Raw genomic sequence first — 20,888 nt, forward strand, 5'->3', positions numbered from 1 at the left:
ATAGAGATTTGTTGACAATCGATGTCAACCATTGTATAATATTTAGCCAAAGATTTGACAAATATGTACAATGTGATATAATAATACTGTATACTTTGAAAGAAGGTGATTAGGTGGCTACTAAAAATACATTAGCCGAGATCAAAAGGAATGTGGAGCACCTTGTTGGAGAAAAAGTAAGATTAAAGGCCAATAAAGGAAGAAAAAAGGTATCTGTAAAAGAAGGTATCCTTGAAACAACTTATCCTAACATCTTTGTGGTATGTATTGACGGAGGTTATAATACTGTAAGAAGAGTTTCCTATAGCTATTCAGATATACTGACAGAAACCGTGGAAATTACCTTATGTAAGGACGAAAAGAAAGTACAAGTGAGCTAAATAAACCGCCCATTATCTTTATAGGCGGTTTTTTTTTATAGTATAAGAAAGTATACTTTCTTACACTATAAAAAAACAGGGTTGCAGGGGAAGAATTCCCATGCCGCAGTCAGAGGGGTGCTCAGGCTGCTTGGCAGCCGTCGAAGGGGAACTAGGTTCCCCTAGCGAAGCACACGGAGTGTGCCTTTTTTATCTACGCATGACTGAATCTTTTAAATACAAAAAAATTTTTATGAATTATGCCAAATGTTTATACATATCGTGAATATGTTACGTATACGTATCAATTTAGAAAAATAAGATGATGTTCAAAAAAGAAAAAAGGACAGTAAAAAAATCCCATTTTATTCAACTCATGAATATTCACGGATATTACAGAATTTGGAAAATACTAATGATTCATGAAGTAATCGAGGCTTGAAACGAATAATGAATAAATGTATACTTAATTTAGAAAAATTGAATTATTCATGAATCGACAAAAGGTGGAAGTATTCCATATATTGGGGGGAAGCAAATTGACAACAGATAGAAAACCATTTCTGGATGTGAGATCGGAAATCGGGAAATTAAAAGCTGTTATGCTGCACCGACCAGGAAGAGAATTAGAAAGAATCACACCACAATATTTGCACGAGCTATTGTTCGATGACATTCCATGGCTGAAAAAAATGCGGGAAGAGCATGACGGATTTGCTGATGCGTTGAGAATGCGGGGCTGTACTGTATATTACTATCAGGACATGCTGGCGGATATTCTAAAGGATGAACATGTGAAAGAGCAGCTAGTGGCAGAGGTTTTAACAAAATGCAACATTGCGAATCCAGATCTTGAAGAATTGATCAAAGACTTTTTGATGGAAAAAACACCACAAGAGATTGCCGAAATATTGATTGCTGGACTTCATAAAAAGGATTTCCCTGAAATTCAACGGGAAAAGCGATTGGTTGATCATATAAAGGAAGAGTACCCTTTTTATATCAATCCCTTACCCAATTTGTATTTTACTAGAGACCCCGGGGCTGTCATTGGCAATGGGCTTTGTGTAAACTCTATGAATACCCATGCTAGAGATCGAGAAACCATGATATTAAAATATATCTATACATATCACCCGAACTTTGAGAAGGATGTAACACCTCTTTGGTATGACTACGACAGAAGATATAGCATTGAAGGTGGAGACATTCTCGTGCTGGGAGAAAACGTTATTGCCGTGGGCTGCAGCGAAAGAACCTCTGCCCGAGGGATTGAGGACCTGGCCATGAATCTTTTCAAAGGAGACGGGAAGATCCAGAAGGTTATCGCAGTACAGATACCTTTTACCAGAGCCTATATGCATCTAGATACGGTTTTTACTATGGTGGATTATGACAAGTTTACCATTTATCCAGGAGTAGAGGATAAGGTCAAAGCTTTCTGCCTTACAGAAGGGAAGAATTGTCCTAAGGTGGAGCCTATGGGAAATCTTCAAGATGCATTGAAACAGGCATTGAATCTACCATCGATTCAATTTATTCAGAGCGGCGGCGGAGATGAGGTAACGGCGGCTCGTGAGCAGTGGAATGATAGTACCAATACATTAGCCATTGCGCCAGGGGTGGTGGTAACCTACAACCGAAATGAAGCTTCCAATGACACCTTGAGAAAGTATGGTATTGAGGTTGTAGAGATTGAGGGCTCAGAGTTGGTAAGAGGAAGAGGCGGCCCAAGATGCATGAGCATGCCGTTGAATAGGGAGAAAATATAAATAAACATAAACAAGGAGGAATACACCAATGGCAGTGAATTTAAAGGGAAGAAACTTCTTAACGTTAAGACATTTTACACCAGAAGAGATTAGATACTTATTGAATCTTTCCAAGGACTTGAAAAATAAGAAAAGAGTCGGAGGAAAAGAAAAGCTATTGGAAGGTAAAAATATCGTATTGCTATTTGAAAAGGCATCTACAAGAACAAGATGTGCTTTTGAAGTTGCGGCAATGGATGAAGGTGCAGGCGTTACTTTCCTAGGCTCCAATGATAGCCAAATAGGCAAGAAGGAATCCTTGGAGGATACTGCAAAGGTATTGGGAAGAATGTATGATGGCATTGAGTTCAGAGGCTTTAAACAAGAGACTGTAGAGTTATTGGCTAAGCATGCTGGGGTCCCTGTATGGAATGGGTTGACGGATATGTATCACCCTACACAAATTCTTGCAGATCTGCTCACCATAGAGGAGCATGTGGCAAAACCTTTGAATAAAGTGAAGTTTGTTTATGTTGGGGATGCTAGAAATAATATGGGGAATTCCTTACTGATTGGATCTGCAAAAATGGGTATGCATTTCGTTGCATTGGCACCAAAGGAATTATTCCCAGCAGAGGATTTGGTAGCAGAAATGAGAGAGGTTGCAAAAGAAACAGGTGCTACCATTGAATTGACAGAGAATATTGATGAAGCCGTTAAAGGCGCTGATGTAATTTATACAGATGTATGGGTATCCATGGGAGAAGAGGATCAGTTTGAACAGAGAATCAAAATGCTTCACCCATACCAAGTGAATATGGATATGATCAACAAGACTGGCAATCCTGATGTGATTTTCCTTCATTGCTTACCATCCTTCCATGATCTTGAGACAAAGGTTGGAAAAGAAATTTTTGAAAAATACGGACTGAAGGAAATGGAAGTTACTGATGAGGTGTTTAGAAGCAAACATTCCAAGGTGTTTGACGAAGCCGAAAATAGACTTCATACCATCAAGGCTGTGATGGTAGCGACGATGGCGTAGGGGGAAGATACAATGAAAAAGGACAGAGTTGTCATTGCTCTTGGGGGAAACGCCCTACAAGCAGATCCAAAGGATACAACGGCAGAATCTCAACTGATTACTGCCAAGGCAACGGCAAAGCCACTGGTGGATCTCATTGCTGATGGTCATGAACTCATTATCGCCCATGGCAATGGCCCTCAGGTAGGTCAAATTGTAGCGACATATGAGGCAGCAGCAGGAGTGCCTACCATGCCCTTCCCTGAGTGTGGAGCCATGAGCCAAGGTTATATTGGCTATCATCTACAGCAAGCCATTCGCGAGGAGATGTTCCATAGGGGAATTGATAAAAGCGTTGCGGCCATCGTGACGCAAGTAATTGTAGATAAAAATGATCCAGGATTCCAAAATCCAACGAAGCCCGTAGGATCTTTCTTCTCAGGAGAAGAAGCCCAAAGGCTGCAGGAGGAAAAGGGTTATGTGATGAAGGAAGATGCAGGCAGAGGTTGGAGAAGGGTAGTGGCATCACCAGAGCCAGTGGGTGTGGTAGAAGCACCGATTGTGAAGACATTGGTAGATGCAGGACATATCGTCATCACCGTTGGTGGCGGGGGGGTACCAGTCATTGATAATGGAAATGGTATCCTCGAAGGGGTACCCGCGGTGATTGACAAGGATTTTGCATCGGAAAAGATCGCAGAGATTTTGAATGCTGATTATCTTATCATTTTAACAGCTGTTGAGAAGGTATCCATCAACTTCAACAAACCAAACCAGAAGGATTTGGATCGAATGACTGTGGCCGAGGCTAAACAGTATATTGAAGAAGGTCACTTTGCTCCAGGCTCTATGCTGCCAAAGGTAAAGGCAGCCATGAAATTTGTGGAATCAAAACCAGGAAGAAAAGCTTTGATTACTTCCTTGGAAAAGGCAAAAGAAGGAATTGAAGGCAGAACCGGTACTGTTCTTGTAAATGAATAATAAAAAATAAGATCTAGTTGCGTGCTAGATCTTATTTTTTAAAAAGCTGCGTTAAAGAATTGTGGAGATTTTGTAGGGACGGACGACCCTGTCCGTCCGTTGGTGTAATCAAAAAATTGGCGGGTGGACAGAGTCGTCCACCCCTACGTTCATTAGGGCTTACATTGTATTGCTATAAAATATTGATGTAGAATTTTATAGAATTTTTTAAAGAGTGCAGGGAGCTGAAATTCCCTCTACAGGTGCAATTTGTATTTAGGATATTATCTGCAAAAAATATTTTCAAATTCATGAAACTTTTTTGTAGTCTCTTCGTCATAAATATATGGAGAATAGATTATAAAGAGATTCACTCTTTTCCTATCTAAAGGAAGGAGAAAGGGACAATACATAAGGAGGTAGAATTGCATGAAAGGTAAAAAATTAGCCGCTGGTTTGGTTGTTACGCTGGCTTTCAGCACCGTAACTCCTGTATTTGCTGATAGCACCATTGCAACGAAAGTAGTAACGATGCCAAGTCAAGCTGTAGTCAATCCGACAGAAACGAAAGCAGCGATCAGTAAGGAAAAAGCAATGGAGATTGCGAAGGAAGCGCTGAAAAAACACTTTAACCTTACAATGGATGAAAAGAAGTATCAGTCCAATATCGAGTATCGGAAGGATTGGAACAATCCAGAATTGAATGTTTGGGCTATGTATTGGAACTACAATGATCCTTTGGAATATATCAGTGCTGGCGTGACCATCGATGGCAATTCTGGAAAAATCCTAGAGATGAATAAGGATGGGGGAAAATACGGCGATCAAACACAAAAGAAAACCTTAATCACGAGAGAAGAAGCCCAGGAAAAAGCAGCGGCGTTCATTCAAAAAATTCTTCCTGACGTTGCAAAACAGATAAAACTCATGCCTATGTATGAAGATTATGGAGTCATCCCTTATGGCAATCCAGGTCCAATCTTCTATCAGTTTAATTATCAGAGGGTTGTGGATGACGCAAAATATGATGGCAATTATGTCAATGTTGGAATTGACGGATCTACGGGAGAGATAAGAAACTTTAGCTATCGCTGGGATGATGCGTTACAACTTCCAAGTAAGGAAGGGATCATTGCTGTACAAGAGGCAGCAAAATTGCTCAGAGATAAGACGAAGATGGAATTAATATACTTACCAGTCCGCGATGAATTCAACTATCAGCCAATTCCAAAAGCATTAAAGCTGGCGTACAGACCGAATTATGATTTTGCTAACATGGTAGATGCAAAAACAGGAAAGCTGATAGGCTGGAATGGCAAAGAGCAAGACCAGCAAGTTCAAGCTGCTTCTTTGACAGAAAAGCAAATTTCGGAAATTAAAAAGAGTGCTAAGCCAATTGTAAAGCAGTCTCAAGAGATTACGCAGGAAAGAGCCAAAGAACTGGCGTTGGAAATCATAAAGAATGAAGTAGGGGGTGATGTGAGAATCAATAACGTCAATTATGTAGAAGGTGACGGCTATTGGGAAGCGGCAGGAAGAAAAGCTTGGAATATCGACTTTACAGTAGAAAAGAAAACCGACCCGAAGGCAGACGCAAAGATGGGAATTATGCCTTTCCAAAATGGCAGGGTGATGATTGATGCTCTGACAGAGGAAGTATTGGCGTTCTCCAACTGGCAGAATGACATGATCTATGGACAGCCTTTTGAGCCTGTATTAACTTGGGAGGAAGCTTATAACAAGGCCATAGATGTGGTAAAGAAATATCAACCTGATAAAATTGACCAGATCAAAACGGATCAGATCTTTATAAAATATAGTGAAATGATAGATGGAAAAGAAATTCCGCCGATGGAGTATTACTTTAACTTTACCAGAAAGGTAAACGGCATACTTTATGAAGACAATCAAATCAATATAAGCTTTAATACAAAAACAGGAAAGCTCCAAAATTTCAGTGCCCGATGGAATGAGGGTCTAAATTTCCCAGCCAAGGACAAGGCCATTTCTTTAGAGGCAGCCAAGGATAAATTCTTTGGTATCAATGAAGTGGAATTAGCTTACCTCAAATACGATGTAAATAATAATTATCAAAATCCAAAATACGATACAAGATTGATTTATAGACTTATGTCTCTAAAACCGCAATATAACTTGATCGACGCAGTTAGTGGAAAGTTTATTGATTATAATGGTAAAGCAATGCCGGAGGTTTCCCAGAGTGATTTCAATGAAAAAATCAAGGGTCACTGGGTAGAGAAGCAAGCGAAAATCCTTGCCCAGCAAGGGATTATCGATAAGGATATCTTCAATCCAGATCAAGGAATTTCTAGACTTGAAGCAGTAAAAATGCTGGTGAAATCCAAGGGAATGGATTATTATTATCCTTTGAAGGAAGCAGCTAGGGATGTAAAATACTCTGATGTTAGTGAGGAAAATGAAGATATACGGTTCATCTATATGGCTGTGAGACATGGAATTATTGAAAACAAAGAAGGTAAGTTCAATGGGAATGAAGTTATCAGTCGAGATGAGTTGGTTGTGATGCTGGTGAAAATGCTGGGCTATGATGGATTAGCCAAAGCCAGTGATGTATTCCAGATTTCCTTTAAGGATAAGGAAAATATCAAACCAGATCTATTAGGTTATGCAGCCATCGCCCAAGGCTTGAAGCTTGTAGATGGAAATGGAAGCTTTAGACCTGCAGACCAAGCCACAATGGCTGAAACGGCAGATATGATTTATAAAGCACTAGGTTATGTGAATAGATAAAAGCACCAAAGAAGTGGAAAAGTTTCATTTTCCACTTCTTTTTTTGTCTAGACTGGCATACATATATAGAGACGAGTCAGACTTGGACATTGGGAAAAACATAACATATTTTTGCGCCCGACAAATATTATTATAGTAGAGAATTTAAGGTATAAAAGGAGGAAAAAGGAATGGCTGTAGAATTGATTAGAGATTTACTGAAGATAGACCAGCTGGTAGGAGAAGAGCATGCACAGGCCTTAGTGGAGGGTGATATTGTCGTTCCTGATGTGAAGCCTGATATAACAAGGATATTATCAGTGGACGGGATCGTAAATATAACAGGGAAAGAAGCAGTCCAAGACAAAATCATTGTGGATGGATCGGTACAATTCAAGATTTTATATGCCTCCGAGGTGGGGGATCAGCCAATCTACGGGATGAATGCCAGTGCTAGCTTCAGCCAAAACATTGATATTGCGGGAACAACCCCAGATATGAATTGTGAGGTGGCTGGAGATATTGAACATATTGATTTTAATATCGTCAATGAAAGAAAGGTAGCTGTTAAGATCGTTCTCAATCTATCCGGAAAGAGCTATGGTGTTTCTAAAATGGATATCCTAAGGGAAATCCAAGGTTTGTCTGATATTCAACTCTTAAAGGATCGCGTGCGCTATAGTGATATGGTAGGGAGTAATGCATCGGATACCATCGTAAGAGAAAACTTTGAGATTGAAGACAATATGCCTGAAATTCGAGAAATATTACGTTGTGATGCCTATGCAGTGGAAAAAGAAACCAAGGTAACGGATGGTAAGGTGATCGTAGGGGGCGTAGTCAAAACAAACACCCTCTATGTAGGTGATGATGATCGGAATCCGCTATGCCTTGTAAAGCATGAAGTACCTTTCACTCATTTTGTAGAAATTCCTGCTGCCATGGGGCATATGGATTGCAAGGTGGGCCTAAAGGTGGATGAAGTATACACCGATGTGAAGGAAAATCTGGATGGGGATAAAAGATTGTTCGAAATGGAGGCCATGGTCAAAGTTCATGCCACTGTCAGCGAGCTTGAAGAAAAAGAGGTTATTATTGATGCTTATTCTCCAAGCAAGGCGATAAAACTAGATAAAAAGAAAGTGAATTATAACCTAAATGTAGGTAGTAATGCCGCCAATGCGATAGTAAAGGAAATGCTGGAGGTTCCGGATCAGCTTCCAGAGGCCTTCAAGGTATTCAATGTGAATGTAAAGCCGATCGTAACAGACTATCGACTGGTAGAAGATAAAAATATTATTGAAGGCATCATTGAGGCCAATGTACTCTATCTTTCCCAAGATAAAGACCAGCCAGTACATAGTTTCCGACAAGAGGTTCCTTTCCGCCACTTTATCGAAATTCCAGGTGCCAATGAAAATATGAAGGCCGACGTCAATCTAAGCGTCAATGATGTGGATTACAGCCTGATTAATCCAAGCCAGGTAGAAATCAAAGTAAATGTGGGGGCATCCTGTGTGGTCACGAAGAATGCCCAGGTGGAGCTGCTGGTCAATGCAGAGGAATCCGAAGAAGTATTTGATATGAAGAACCGTCCAAGTATCACCATCTATTTCGTGCAGCCCGGAGATACATTGTGGAAAATTGCGAAGCGCTATAACACCACAGTCAGCGAATTGATAGAAGCCAATGATATTGAAAATCCAAGTCAGATTACATCAGGAGATCGCTTGGTGATTCAGAAAACATTTGAATATAAATTCAAATAGAAAATCCGTGCATTGCACGGATTTTTCTTTTCTACCCCAACCTTTCACATTCTACCACTTTCCTGTATAATATCTTTAGACATATACATTAAATAGAAAATGAGTGTTACACTATATGAGACTGGACTTTTATGGGGTGAAATGTTTGAAAGAGCTTAAGATACGTGGAAGAGCAAAAATAAATCTATCCTTGGATGTTTTAAGAAGGCGTGAGGATGGCTATCATGAAGTAAAGATGATCATGCAGCAGGTAGATCTATATGATGAAATTACCTTGAGAGAAATTGAAGAGGGCATCAAGCTGGAGTGTAATTGTGAGTTTATTCCTGTAGATGAAGGGAATATTGCCTATCGAGCGGCCAAGCTGATCAAAGAGAAATATCATATCCAACAGGGGATATATATACACATCGATAAGAATATTCCAGTGGCTGCAGGATTGGCTGGCGGGAGCACCAATGCGGCGGCAGTACTCTTGGGATTGAATAATCTGTGGGATCTGGGAGCAGATAAGGAAGCGTTGATGGAGTTGGGGATGAAGTTGGGCGCCGATGTTCCTTTCTGCATCCTTGGAGGAGCGGCTTTAGCAGAAGGAATCGGGGAAAAGCTAACACCTATCCAAGGGCTGGAAAACACCTGGGTGGTATTGTGTAAACCCAATATTGGGGTATCCACCGCTGATGTATATAAAAATTTAGATGTAAATAAGATTCAACAGCGTCCCGATACAGAGAGGATATTGGACGCCCTGTGTAGAAAAGATATACAAGTAGTGGCAGGGAATCTTAAGAATGTCCTGGAACAGGTAACGGAGCAAATGCATCCCATCGTTCGAGATATCAAAAGAAGGATGCTGGAATACAATGCCCTTGGCAGTATCATGAGCGGCAGTGGGCCCACGGTATTTGGCCTGTATAAGGACTACAATAAGGCAAAAAGCGCCTATGATAATCTCAATAAGGTCTATAAGCAAACCTATGTGGTGAAAACTTTTAGCGGGGTGGAAGGACTATGAGTATTAATGGATTAAGCGGATTAAAGCTTCAAAATTAGCAACCCCTCCGGGACGTAGTGTTTGAACATTTAAGAAATTCAATTTTGAATGGGGATTTAAAACCTGGAGAAAGATTAATGGAAGTGCAGCTGGCGGAACAGCTGGGTGTGAGCCGTACTCCTGTAAGGGAGGCTATTCGGAAGCTGGAGCTGGAGGGGTTGGTGGCCATGGTACCAAGAAAGGGTGCTTATGTGGCCGATGTGTCGGTAAAAGATATCTTGGATGTTTTAGAAGTACGGAGCGTTATGGAGGGGCTAGCAGCGTATCTGGCGGCAGAACGTATGACCGACGAAGAATTGGAAGAGCTGGAGCTGATTTCTTACCACTTCAAGCGGGCCGTGGAAGGCAGCGATACAGAAAGTATGATCGAAAAGGATATGCAGTTTCATGATCGTATCCTTCGTTCTACCCGCAATAACAAATTGATTCAGATTGCCCAGGGATTGCAGGAGCAGGTGCAACGTTTCCGGATTACCTATTTCTCAGAATATAATAAATCCAATGCCCTGCTGGCAGAGCATCAGGCTATCCTAGAGGCCATTGCCAATCGTGATGCTACGCAAGCACAGCAGGTAACCCAGCATCATATTGACATGCTGGGAAACACCATCATTACCTTTGCAGATAAGGTCAGGTAGGCAAACGTTTTTATGGTTAGCGTTATTCAAGGATAAGTAAATATGAATAATAACGAAAAGGAACAGCAAATGCTGTTCCTTTTTGCATATCCTTATGGGGATATGCAAACATTATAGAGGATAGAAAATATTTGAAGAAGGTGAAGAATTTTGCTATTGAGGTGGCTAGAGCTGTTTTATAAAGAGGTTCAAGATTTTTATGAGGTTCATGTGGTCATCATCATGGTACTGATCGGCTTGTTTGAATGGTTCATTAGCTATAAACAGCTAACAGACAAAAAACTTAAACGAGAGGCGAAGCTTGCCAGGTATATCGGAGCAGCCTATGTCATCGGTGGTATTGGGATTTTTGCACTATTGAAGATATTCTAGGGGAGGAGGAGAGCCATGGGGTTTTTTGATAAATTATTTGAGAAAAAAGAAAATCAGATACCGAAGATACCTATCGTGAAGGATTTTCAAAGCAACATGGATCAGATCAAGGAAATTCTCAAGGATGGAGATGACATCATCTATCGAGAATTCATGGTAGGGCAGGAGCAAGAACTGAAGTTTGCGCTGATTTATGCCGAAGGTCTTGCCGACAAAAACCTTTTGAATGAACATATATTGCAAAACCTGATGGTGCTGTGTAGAATGGCACCCATGGAAGTCCATAACCTGAGAGACAAGATTTATGAAACCATCAAGAATGGAAGCGTCGCTGTTACTGACTTAAAAGAGATTGATGATGTGCAAGTGGCCATTGATATGATCCTGGCAGGAGAATCGATCCTCATTCTAAATCATTGGGACAAAGCATTGGTCATTGCTACTAAGGGCTGGCCCATGCGGGGTGTCAATGCTCCAGATACAGAAAAGGTGGTACGAGGTCCAGCCGATGGGTTTAATGAAACCTTGCGGGTAAATACGGCACTGGTTCGAAGAAGAATTCGTGATCCCAAGTTTAAAATCAAACAGACGCAGGTGGGGAGAAGGTCCAAGACTGATATCGCCATCCTATACATTGAAGATATCGTCAACAAGGATATCTTAAAGATGGTAAAGGAAAGAATTGATGCTATTGATATTGATGCCATTATGGAAAGTGGCTATATTGAGGAGTTGATCGAAGATAGCTGGCGATCGCCCTTTCCGCAGATCCAGCATACCCAAAGACCCGATACGGTAGCTGCAGCCCTCTATGAAGGGAGAGTAGCAGTGATTGTTGATAATACGCCCTTTGTATTGATCATGCCTGCTACGATTGTTACCCTGATCCAATCTGCTGAAGACTATTATGAAAGAACCTTTATTGCATCGGCGGTAAGGTTTTTACGGTTTGGAGCATTGGTTATGTCTTTGATACTACCTTCTTTATACATTGCCATCACCTCCTATCATCCTGGCATGCTGCCAACGGATTTGGCTTTGTACGTGGCAGGAAGCCGAGCCAATGTACCATTTCCGGCTTTTATTGAGGCTTTTATCATGGAAGCAGCGCTGGAGCTCTTAAGGGAGGCAGGAATTCGACTGCCTGGGCCCATCGGCTCCACCATTGGTATTGTAGGAGGCTTGGTACTGGGACAGGCAGCAGTAGAAGCAGGTATCGTCAGTCCATTGATGGTTATCATAGTAGCGTTAACGGCTATCGCCGGGTATTCTTCTCCCAGCTACAGTCTGGCCATATCTTATCGATTGCTGCGATTCATTATGATGGCCTTTGCAGCGATGTTTGGCCTATATGGCGTCATCTGGGTGACCCTAGGGATTTTGATTCACCTATGCAATTTAAAGAGCTTTGGAGTGCCTTATCTCAGTCCCTTTGTGGCTACTGAAACGGCAATGAAGGATTTTAAGGATGTATTCATTCGGGCACCCTTACGCTATATGAAAAAACGGCCCCAGTACCTTCGTCCAGGGGATAGTCAGCGCTTGGCCTATGAGACAAAAGAAATATTAACAGAGGAAGGTGAAGGGGATGGGAAGCAGAAATAATGATGTCATATTAAGCAGTCAACTGGCAGCTATTCTTTCCGTGACCATCATTGGGGTAGGAATTTTGTCGTTGCCCAGGTTGGTAGTGGATGAGGTAGGGGCAGACAATTGGGTTCTGGTCATTGCAGGATCAGGGCTGGCGTTAGTTTTTGGTCTTATCATGGCATTTGTTGGGAAGAAGTTTCCGGGAAGAACCTATTTAGAGTTAACCCAGAGTTTATTGGGAAAACCAGTAGGGACCTTGATCACCTTGGGATTTTCCCTCTATTTAATGATTTTAGCAGCTATAGAAGTCAGGATATTTGGGGAGGTCACTAAGCAATATCTTCTTTTTAATACACCTTTAGAAGCGTTAAGTGTTACCATTTTAGTATTGGCAGTGTATTTGGCCAGAAGCGGCATTGAGACCATCGCCAGGATGGCGGAAATCATTTTTCCTATAGCCACCGTCATCGCCGTCCTCCTGGTGTTACCAGTTATACCAGAATTGGATGTAAGCTATATACTGCCGTTATTGAGAACACCACCCATGAAATTTATAAAGGCCCTACCGACGGTGGTTTTCAGCTATGTGGGGATGGAAGTTGTATTACTATTCTCTTCCTTTGTAAAGGATACAAAAAAAATACATAAAAGCGTGATCCTGACCATAGCTCTGGTAACCTGGTTCTATTTGTCCGTTACATGGCTTACCGTTTCGAGATTTGGATTGATAGAGACCGCTCATATCCTCTGGCCTGCCTTAGAACTTTTTAAAACCGTTGATCTTCCTGGCGCATTTCTAGAAAATGTAGAGGCGTTTATCATGAGTATCTGGATTTTTTCGGTATTTATGACATTGGCGGTTGCATATTTTGGGAGCAGCTTGACCTTAAGCCAAGCGATTGGATCCAAAGAGCAGAATTATCTGGTACTACCATTGCTGCCGATTATTTATTTTCTAGCCATGATTCCAGACAATGTAGCTCAGCTCAGGGAGTTATTGGATCTGTATTCCTTCTATATGGGTACTTTATACATCGCTGTGGTTCCTGTAGCCCTTTTGATCATGAGCTTTTTGAAAAAGCAAAAAGGAGGGAAGAAAGGTGCCTAGATGGAGAATTGTTTCTATTTTGCTGTTAATCTGTATGCCGCTTACTGGATGTTGGGACAAAATAGAGATTGAGCAGAGGGCCTTTGTAACCTCCATGGGCATTGATAAGTTTGATCCCAAGGAGGCAGAAAAAAAAGGTGGCGTAAAAGAAGGACAAGCTCCTGAAGATATACCTCGAAATCGTTATATCGTGACTTATCGATATCCCAATACGGGATTGATTGCAGGGAAAGGGGAAGGGAAGCCTGGGTATCAATTAAGTTCCGTTGGAAGAACCCTTACCGATGTAAATAGTGAGGTTTCTACGAAGCTGGGAGCGAACCTATTCTTTGGTCACCTAAAGCTGGTTGTTATAGGAGAAGACTTGGCGGAAGATGAAGAGCTGATGCGAGAGGTGTTGGATTATATAGAAAGAAACGCGATGATTGGTAGAAAGATAAACTATATGATTACACCAGGAAAGGCGAAGGAGTTTTTAGAGGTAGAAGTGCCTCAAGAGCCTGCCATAGGGCTGCATGTCAGGGATATACTTGAACAAAGCATGATAACATCTCAGATTGCCGATGCAGATTTGGGCTATATCCTTCGAGCCCTTCATGAAAGCAAAGCAGCCATCGCACCCAAAATATCGGCCTCAAAAGAAGAATTAAAAGTAGCAGGTGCAGCTGTACTAAAGGATTATAAAAAGGTCGGCTGGCTGGGAGACATGGAAACAGGAGCTGTCATGTTTATGCTGGGGAAGATTAAAACCACAGAGATTACAGTAACGGTGGATAAACTATTTATACCCGTCACCATTTATAATTCTCGAACAGATGTAAGGGTAGAGGAAAGAGATGGGCAGATCTATGCAGTTTTTGATATAGAGAATGAAGGGGAACTAAGCCAGCACCTATTCGAAGTAAGAGGATCTACCTATGAGGATGCGTATCTCCAAAAAGTTGCAAAGGCAGTCTCGGAAAAGATCAAAAGACAGGTGGAGAATACTTTTATAAAAACTCAAAAAGAGTATGGGGCTGACGTGGTTCAAATCAATGAACAATTGAGAAAGCATAAACCAGATCTCTGGGAAAAAGTACGGGACGATTGGGAGAAAATCTTCCCCCAAATTAAAGTAGACGTAAATGTGGAGACAAAGATTCGCAGAATCGGCGTTGTACGGTAAGAATATCCTAAAACTTCCAAGGAAAAATTTATAGAAATCAGTTTAAAATTTCCCCTCTTTGCTAATACTGAGAGTAGAATAAAAGATTAGCAATGGGGGGATTTTTATGGAAAGGATGTACAAAATGATAGATGTACATGGAGCACGAAGAAGATTTATACTGGGACTTATTTTTATACTTTTAACCACTTCTGTTTTTTATGGCTTTACCAGAGATGTCTACCAAAATCAAAAGAGCTATAAGGACAGCTTGATTCGTTTCCATGTCCTGGCCAATAGTGATTCGCCTGAGGATCAGGCATTAAAGTTAAAAGTAAGAGACCGTATTATAGAGGCTATGAACCCAAGATTTGAGCAGTCCGATAGCTTGGATGAGACAAGGAAAATCATCCAAGAAAACTTAGAAGAGATTGAAGCCATTGCTTCTGCAGAGATTCAGCGAAATGGCAGTAACTATGCTGTGAAGGCAAGCTTGAGCGATGTGGTTTTTCCAACAAAAAACTATGGCAGTATTACATTGCCAGCGGGTACCTACGAGGCACTGCGGGTTGAGATTGGAAAAGCAGAAGGCTCCAACTGGTGGTGTGTACTATTTCCACCCCTATGCTTCATTGATATCGAAAAAGGATTGACCAACGAAAAAACCAAGCAGGAAATGATGAATGTATTGACAGAAGAAGAATTCAAGATGATTCAGACAGCATCCAGTGAGGATAGGATTCCTATCAAACTCAAATTCAAGGTCGTAGAAATCATAGAAACCGCAAAACTGAATCTGGGTAAAGTCGTAGGGATGAGATAAGGTTAAAAGTTGAAGGATGGAAACTGTGAAAACAATCTTTTGTAGGGTCGGACGACTCTGTCCGGCTTTTCAAGAAGTAGGGAGCGACGCCCTCGTCGTTCCGAAATAATTAAATACAAACAAAGCATATAAAAAGAGGAGAGTCTAGTTCTTCTCTTTTTGTGTTAAAAATAACCATCCATGTAAAGTGGAATAATTGGTAGAATGCCTACAAAAAATAAAATTGAAATACATTCTCCAATTGAAAAAATAAATGGGTTAGATAGTATAGAGGGTTTGCCTCTAACTACTAACCTAATCAAGAAAGGAGGAACAGCATGAGAAAATTTGCATTGGCTGCATGCTGCATATTTATTTTTATCTTTACTGTGGGAATCTTTGCTTTAGATAGTTATTTTGCTGTGGGATCTGCTCAAGAAACCCTTTACTGGGGATCTAGCGGTGATCAGGTCAGAAAGCTTCAAACTACCCTAAAGAACTGGGGTTATTATGATGGGCCAGTAGATGGGGTTTATGGCGGCGGGACATTTACCGCAGTAAAAGCATTCCAGAAGAAGCATGGTTTATCCCAGGATGGGGTAGTAGGGCCAGCTACGGCAGAAAAATTAGGATTTCCTGTGAAGCAGAAAGCAGCTCCAGCAAAATATCAGGCAAGCAGAGGAAATATCGCTAGGGATGATGAGGTCAATCTGATGGGAAAAGCCATTACAGGAGAGGCTAGAGGGGAGCCCTATATTGGACAGGTTGCAGTAGGAGCAGTCATCTTAAATCGAACCCGACATCCATCCTTCCCTAATACCATCGCAGGTGTGATCTACCAGCCGGGGGCATTTACAGCCGTCAGCGATGGACAAATCAACTTGCCTCCTGATCCAAGCTGCTTGAAAGCAGCTAGGGATGCTTTGAATGGTTGGGATCCTACGGGAGGAACCTTGTACTATTGGAATCCTGCCACAGCTACCAGCAAATGGATTTGGTCGAGAACTGTGGAAAAGAAAATAGGTAAACATTGGTTTGGAAACTAGAAAAAAGGCGGTGAAGAGATGAAGCGCACCCTTCCAGTGGTTTTAGCCTTAACTCTCGTCGTTGCGGGAGTATGGGGATATACTCAATATCAAGAGAAGAGAGAATATCGTACATTTTTAAATAATCAATTTCATCGTATGTACTATGATTTAACAGGAAGTGTAGAATCCATTACATCAGATATTTCAAAGCTAATGGTATCCAATCAAACCAAAGAAAATGTAGTATTGTACTCGAATATCTGGCAGAATGCTTACAATGCTCAAGAAAAATTGGCGCAGCTGCCCATACGCCATGGAGAAATTTCCAAAACAGAGAAGTTTTTAAGCCAGGTAGGAGATTATACCTTTACATTGGCCCAAAGAAGTATTGAAGGGCATCAACTGACAACAGAGGAGATTGATAGTTTGGAAAAACTTCACAATTATGCTTTGGAGCTAACCAACGATCTCCATGATGTTCAAAAGGATGTACTTGCAGGATTGGTGATGCCTGGAGAGTTGAGAAAAGAAGGAAGTAAGAAATTAAACAAGAAGGCAGAAGAGGAAAATCCTATCCAAATAAAATTTCAAAAATTTGAAGAGCGGATGGTGGATTATCCTGAGTTAATCTATGATGGTCCTTTTTCTGAACATGTGATTAAAGGGATGAGACCCAGACTGCAGGGAGACAAAATTACAGAAGCCGAAGCTAGAAAGAAAGTGGAAAGTTTTATAAAGGATAAGAAGGTCAGCAAGGTAGAGAAACTGACCAACGGCAGAGGTCGAATTGACACCTATAGCTTTGAAGTGATACCGGAAAATCAGAAGGAAGGAAAAGGAAACCCTGTATACATAGATATTAGCCAAAGAAAAGGCTATATCGTATGGGTTTTAAACAACCGGGATGTAGAAAAGAAAAATATTTCTCAAAAACAAGCTATGCAGCGCGCTGCAAAGTTTTTAGAGGAGCAGGGCTTCAAAAACATGATACCTACCTATACCATGAGAACCTACGGTGGTGCAGTGCTCATCAATTATGTCTATAAGCAGGATGATGTATTGATGTACCCCGACCTAATTAAAGTGAAGGTGGCTCTGGACAATGGAGAAATTGTGGGATTTGACTCCACGCATTTCCTCACATCAAATTATCAGCGACAGATACCAAAACCAAAATTAACACCAGAACAGGCCAGGGAGAAGGTGAGTATGCGAGCCAAAATTGAAGGAGATCCCAAATTGGCCTATATACCTACCGATGCCCATGGGGAAATCTTTTGTTACGAGTTTAAGGCGGATTATAAAGGAGATACTTTCTTCATTTATATCAATACGGAAACCGGTGAAGAGGAAAAGATTTTGAAGTATGTAGAAAGTGAAAATGGTACGTTAACAATGTAGGAAAAGGGTGATCATATGGAAAATGAAAAACGAGGAAAAATCCCAGAGCGGATCAAACAGGAAGTTGCAAAGGAACTTGGTGTTTACGATACCGTCATGCGTGAAGGCGGCTGGGGCAACGTAAGTTCTAGGGATTGCGGCAATATTGTGAAGAAGACATTAGAAAGAGTAGGGAAAGGTTAGAAGTTAGGGGTTAGAAGTTAGAAGCTAGAAGCTGAAAAGATTAATGCTATGAAAACAGTTTTTGTAGGGTCGGACGACTCTGTCCGACCGCTGTAGAGATTAAAACCGTTGTAGGGAGTGGCCTTTGTACCACTCCGAAAAAAAGGGAGAGCAATTCTCCCTTTTTTCTTTAAGGGTTAAACTACTATTTACTAGCATCTAACCACTAACTTTTCATAAAAACATTTGAATAATATTTGGCAGAGGTATAGAATATTAATGATATGAAGAATAAAACGGGATGGAATATCCCTGAGAAGGGGGTTGCAATGATGTCGAAAAAGTTAAACGTAGCAGTGGTATTCGGAGGGAAGTCCGGAGAGCATGAGGTATCTCTCATGTCTGCAACTTCAGTCATTCGAGCGATGAATAAAGAGAAATACAACATTATTCCCCTAGGTATTACCAAGGAAGGAAACTGGATGTTATACAATGGACCTATAGAAAAAATAGAATCAGGAGAATGGGAAGGCATTTCCAATAAACTCTTAAGAGAAGACCCCAAGCATAATATATTTTCTGTTGTACCCATGGGGGGCGAAGGGATGGCCCTTTCGAGGGAAGGCATCCCGCCAAATCTAGGAGAGCAGATTGATGTAATTTTTCCTGTGCTCCATGGCCCTTTTGGAGAGGATGGCACGATTCAAGGATTATTTGAAATGGCCGATATTCCATATGTGGGGGCAGGGGTACTGGCATCTGCTGTAGGTATGGATAAGGTATATACAAAGAAAATCTTTGAGATGGCTGGATTGCCACAGGGGAAGTACATGGTGGTCATGCGGAATAAATGGAGGGAATCACAAACCACGTATTTGGCACTGGTCGAAGAAAATTTTCAGTATCCCGTTTTTGTAAAGCCTGCAAATCTAGGCTCTAGTGTGGGAATCTCTAAAGCCCATGATCGAGAAGAATTGGTCAAGGGAATTAATGAGGCAGCGGAGCATGATCGTAAGATTTTAATTGAGGAATCTATTTATTGTAGAGAAGTAGAATGTGCTGTTTTAGGGAATGACGATCCCGTGGCCTCCGTGGTAGGAGAGATCATTCCATCCCATGAGTTTTATGATTATGAAGCCAAGTATTTCGACGATGGGAAGTCAAAAATGGTAATTCCCGCTGAGATTCCAGAGGAGAAGGCATCAGAAATCAGAGCCATGGCAGTGAAGGCGTATAAGGCCATCGATTGTACAGGTTTGGCCAGGGTAGACTTTTTCTTAGAGAAGGATACCCTTCAAGTGTATATCAATGAGATCAACACATTACCAGGATTCACACGATATAGCATGTATCCTTTGTTGTGGGGTGCCACAGGCATTCCTTACGACGAGCTGATTGACCGATTGATCCAATTGGCTGTGGAGAGATATGAGGATAGAAAAAACAGTTAGAGGTTGAAAATAAGGTTAGTGGATAGAGGTTAGTAGTTAGTGGTAAAATCGCGGAGACACCACAATTTGACGACTAGCAACTAACGACTAACTTCTAACCCTATGAAGAAAGGGTGAAAAACCAATGAAAAACGTAATGCTTCGCATTGAAGGGACACAGCAAAGCCTTGATGGAGAAGAGAATAGCATAGAGTTGGTAACCGAAGGAAAGCTTTATCAAAAAGAAAATGCCCTATATCTGGTTTATGAGGAAAGCGAGATTTCTGGCATGGAGGGCTGTACCACTACCTTGAAGGTTGCCAAGGATAAAATTTCCATGAGACGATTTGGCACTGCCCATTCAGAGATTATTTTTGAAAAAGGGAAGCGATTTTCTACCAGATACCAAACGCCCTATGGAGACTTTGATATGGAGATTATCACGAAAGAAATGGAAGCCAGCATCTCGGATCTGAACAAAGGAGATATCAGTATCGAGTATAATGTGAGTCTTCGTGGTGTGATGGAAAGCCTGAACACGTTGAACATTCGAATTATGTAGGGAAGAGGCCATGAGGAATTTTAAGGAAGACATTGTCAATGGAATTTGGGAGATATTAAGGGAAAACATAGAACAGGAGCTTTCTAAGGAAAGCATATCTGTGGAAGCACCAAGAAATAGAGATTTTGGAGACTATACGACCAATACTGCCTTGAAGATCGCAAAGGAGCTTCACCGGAAGCCTATGGATGTTGCCCTATACCTACGGCAGGAGCTAGAGATCAAATGTCCATGGGTTGAGAAGATCACCGTGGTGGAGCCTGGGTTTGTGAACTTTTTTCTTGGAGATCAATCTTTATATGAGGTGCTGACGCGTAGGGCATCGGATGATGAAGGGATATTCTCTAGGAAGGACGTTCCATTCCACTGGCAAGAAAAGCTGCAAGCTTTTCTTGAAGAAGATGAATGCAGGCGTAATTTGAAGGATATGCAATATGTCCATAGCCGAATTCATTCCATTCTTAAACTCCTTAGAGAAGAAGGAATCAGACTGGAAGAGGTAGAGGAAAAACAGATCGTCTATGAAAAGAGTGATTTGGAAAAAGAGGTACTGCGAAAGCTAGGTGCTTTTTCACAACAGGTGGAGGTGGCTTTAAAGCATGATCGTCCCGAGGACATATTAAACTACGGAATGGGATTGGGAAAGTTGTATTTTAAACTCCATGAAAAGACGCTGTTCCGGCAGTTAGAAAAGCCGAGACTCCATGGCGCCTTACGGATCATGGAGGTCATGGGATTGATCATTAGGACGATTTTAGAGGCCTTTGAAATCGAAGCACCAGAGAAAATGTAGCTAAGCGCATAACAATTGAAGATGCAGTTGTAGAATACTGGAATGTAAGGTTGTAGGGGCGCTCATTGGGCGTCTAAGATGTGTTATTGATGCAGAGAGAATGGACGTGCAATGCACGCCCCTACGATGTTTGACCTGTATATTTTGTTATCCATATTTTTTTAGCATAACTGACGAAAATTGGGCATTT

19 protein-coding genes are annotated in these 20,888 nt (G+C 41.3%); all 19 read left to right on the forward strand.

Translation table 11 applies throughout. The annotated features are described in order from the left end of the window. Positions 1 to 113: 113 nt before the first annotated feature. A complete protein-coding gene (locus HNQ80_RS08015; RefSeq protein WP_184309957.1) occupies positions 114 to 380 on the forward strand; it encodes a Veg family protein in 267 nt (88 codons plus the stop codon). 518 nt (positions 381 to 898) lie between these two features. After that, positions 899 to 2,131, forward strand: coding sequence for an arginine deiminase (arcA, locus tag HNQ80_RS08020; RefSeq protein WP_279288973.1), 1,233 nt, complete (start codon positions 899 to 901; stop codon positions 2,129 to 2,131). Positions 2,132 to 2,159: 28 nt separating this feature from the next. After that, positions 2,160 to 3,155 (forward strand): ornithine carbamoyltransferase, encoded by a 996-nt coding sequence (gene argF / locus HNQ80_RS08025; protein ID WP_184309961.1) that lies wholly within the window; start codon positions 2,160 to 2,162, stop codon positions 3,153 to 3,155. Positions 3,156 to 3,167: 12 nt separating this feature from the next. Beyond that, positions 3,168 to 4,115 carry a carbamate kinase gene (gene arcC, locus HNQ80_RS08030; protein ID WP_184309963.1) on the forward strand — a complete coding sequence of 316 codons (948 nt, stop codon included), beginning with the start codon at positions 3,168 to 3,170 and terminating at the stop codon, positions 4,113 to 4,115. Positions 4,116 to 4,523: 408 nt separating this feature from the next. After that, positions 4,524 to 6,866: a YcdB/YcdC domain-containing protein gene (locus HNQ80_RS08035; RefSeq protein WP_184309965.1), complete on the forward strand. Its 2,343-nt coding sequence runs from the start codon at positions 4,524 to 4,526 to the stop codon at positions 6,864 to 6,866. Between the two features lie 170 nt (positions 6,867 to 7,036). Next, positions 7,037 to 8,614, forward strand: a complete 1,578-nt coding sequence (locus tag HNQ80_RS08040) for a DUF3794 and LysM peptidoglycan-binding domain-containing protein (RefSeq protein WP_184309967.1) — start codon at positions 7,037 to 7,039, stop codon at positions 8,612 to 8,614. A 145-nt stretch (positions 8,615 to 8,759) separates the two neighbouring features. Continuing rightward, positions 8,760 to 9,629 (forward strand): 4-(cytidine 5'-diphospho)-2-C-methyl-D-erythritol kinase, encoded by an 870-nt coding sequence (ispE, locus tag HNQ80_RS08045; RefSeq protein WP_184309969.1) that lies wholly within the window; start codon positions 8,760 to 8,762, stop codon positions 9,627 to 9,629. 56 nt (positions 9,630 to 9,685) lie between these two features. Continuing rightward, the gene (locus HNQ80_RS08050) at positions 9,686 to 10,306 is read left to right on the forward strand and encodes a GntR family transcriptional regulator (RefSeq protein WP_330602801.1); all 621 of its coding nucleotides are present in this window, start codon (positions 9,686 to 9,688) and stop codon (positions 10,304 to 10,306) included. Positions 10,307 to 10,456: 150 nt separating this feature from the next. After that, entirely contained in the window at positions 10,457 to 10,678 is a 222-nt protein-coding gene (locus tag HNQ80_RS08055; protein ID WP_184309971.1) for a CLC_0170 family protein, read from the forward strand. Positions 10,679 to 10,693: 15 nt separating this feature from the next. After that, a complete protein-coding gene (locus HNQ80_RS08060; RefSeq protein ID WP_207726918.1) occupies positions 10,694 to 12,283 on the forward strand; it encodes a spore germination protein in 1,590 nt (529 codons plus the stop codon). Next, entirely contained in the window at positions 12,267 to 13,376 is a 1,110-nt protein-coding gene (locus HNQ80_RS08065; protein WP_184309972.1) for a GerAB/ArcD/ProY family transporter, read from the forward strand. The genes HNQ80_RS08060 and HNQ80_RS08065 overlap by 17 nt, the downstream gene beginning before the upstream one ends. Beyond that, on the forward strand, positions 13,369 to 14,541 hold the full coding sequence (locus tag HNQ80_RS08070; RefSeq protein WP_184309974.1) for a Ger(x)C family spore germination protein: 1,173 nt from the start codon (positions 13,369 to 13,371) through the stop codon (positions 14,539 to 14,541). Before HNQ80_RS08065 ends, HNQ80_RS08070 begins: the two co-directional genes overlap by 8 nt. A 106-nt stretch (positions 14,542 to 14,647) precedes the next feature. Then, on the forward strand, positions 14,648 to 15,343 hold the full coding sequence (gene spoIIR, locus HNQ80_RS08075) for a stage II sporulation protein R (protein WP_243183046.1): 696 nt from the start codon (positions 14,648 to 14,650) through the stop codon (positions 15,341 to 15,343). A gap of 317 nt (positions 15,344 to 15,660) precedes the next feature. Beyond that, a complete protein-coding gene (gene sleB / locus HNQ80_RS08080; protein ID WP_184309976.1) occupies positions 15,661 to 16,368 on the forward strand; it encodes a spore cortex-lytic enzyme in 708 nt (235 codons plus the stop codon). 18 nt (positions 16,369 to 16,386) lie between these two features. Next, on the forward strand, positions 16,387 to 17,751 hold the full coding sequence (gene ypeB, locus HNQ80_RS08085; protein ID WP_184309978.1) for a germination protein YpeB: 1,365 nt from the start codon (positions 16,387 to 16,389) through the stop codon (positions 17,749 to 17,751). A 15-nt stretch (positions 17,752 to 17,766) separates the two neighbouring features. Beyond that, complete coding sequence (locus HNQ80_RS08090) at positions 17,767 to 17,934, forward strand: small, acid-soluble spore protein, alpha/beta type (RefSeq protein WP_184309980.1); 168 nt, start codon at positions 17,767 to 17,769, stop codon at positions 17,932 to 17,934. A 311-nt stretch (positions 17,935 to 18,245) separates the two neighbouring features. Continuing rightward, the gene (locus HNQ80_RS08095) at positions 18,246 to 19,364 is read left to right on the forward strand and encodes a D-alanine--D-alanine ligase (protein WP_184309982.1); all 1,119 of its coding nucleotides are present in this window, start codon (positions 18,246 to 18,248) and stop codon (positions 19,362 to 19,364) included. Between the two features lie 124 nt (positions 19,365 to 19,488). Further along, positions 19,489 to 19,905, forward strand: coding sequence for a DUF1934 domain-containing protein (locus HNQ80_RS08100; RefSeq protein ID WP_184309984.1), 417 nt, complete (start codon positions 19,489 to 19,491; stop codon positions 19,903 to 19,905). 10 nt (positions 19,906 to 19,915) lie between these two features. Beyond that, entirely contained in the window at positions 19,916 to 20,698 is a 783-nt protein-coding gene (locus tag HNQ80_RS08105; RefSeq protein ID WP_184309986.1) for a DALR anticodon-binding domain-containing protein, read from the forward strand. Positions 20,699 to 20,888: the final 190 nt, after the last annotated feature.

It is taken from the genome of Anaerosolibacter carboniphilus, from assembly GCF_014205875.1.
GTDB lineage: Bacteria > Bacillota > Clostridia > Peptostreptococcales > Thermotaleaceae > Anaerosolibacter > Anaerosolibacter carboniphilus.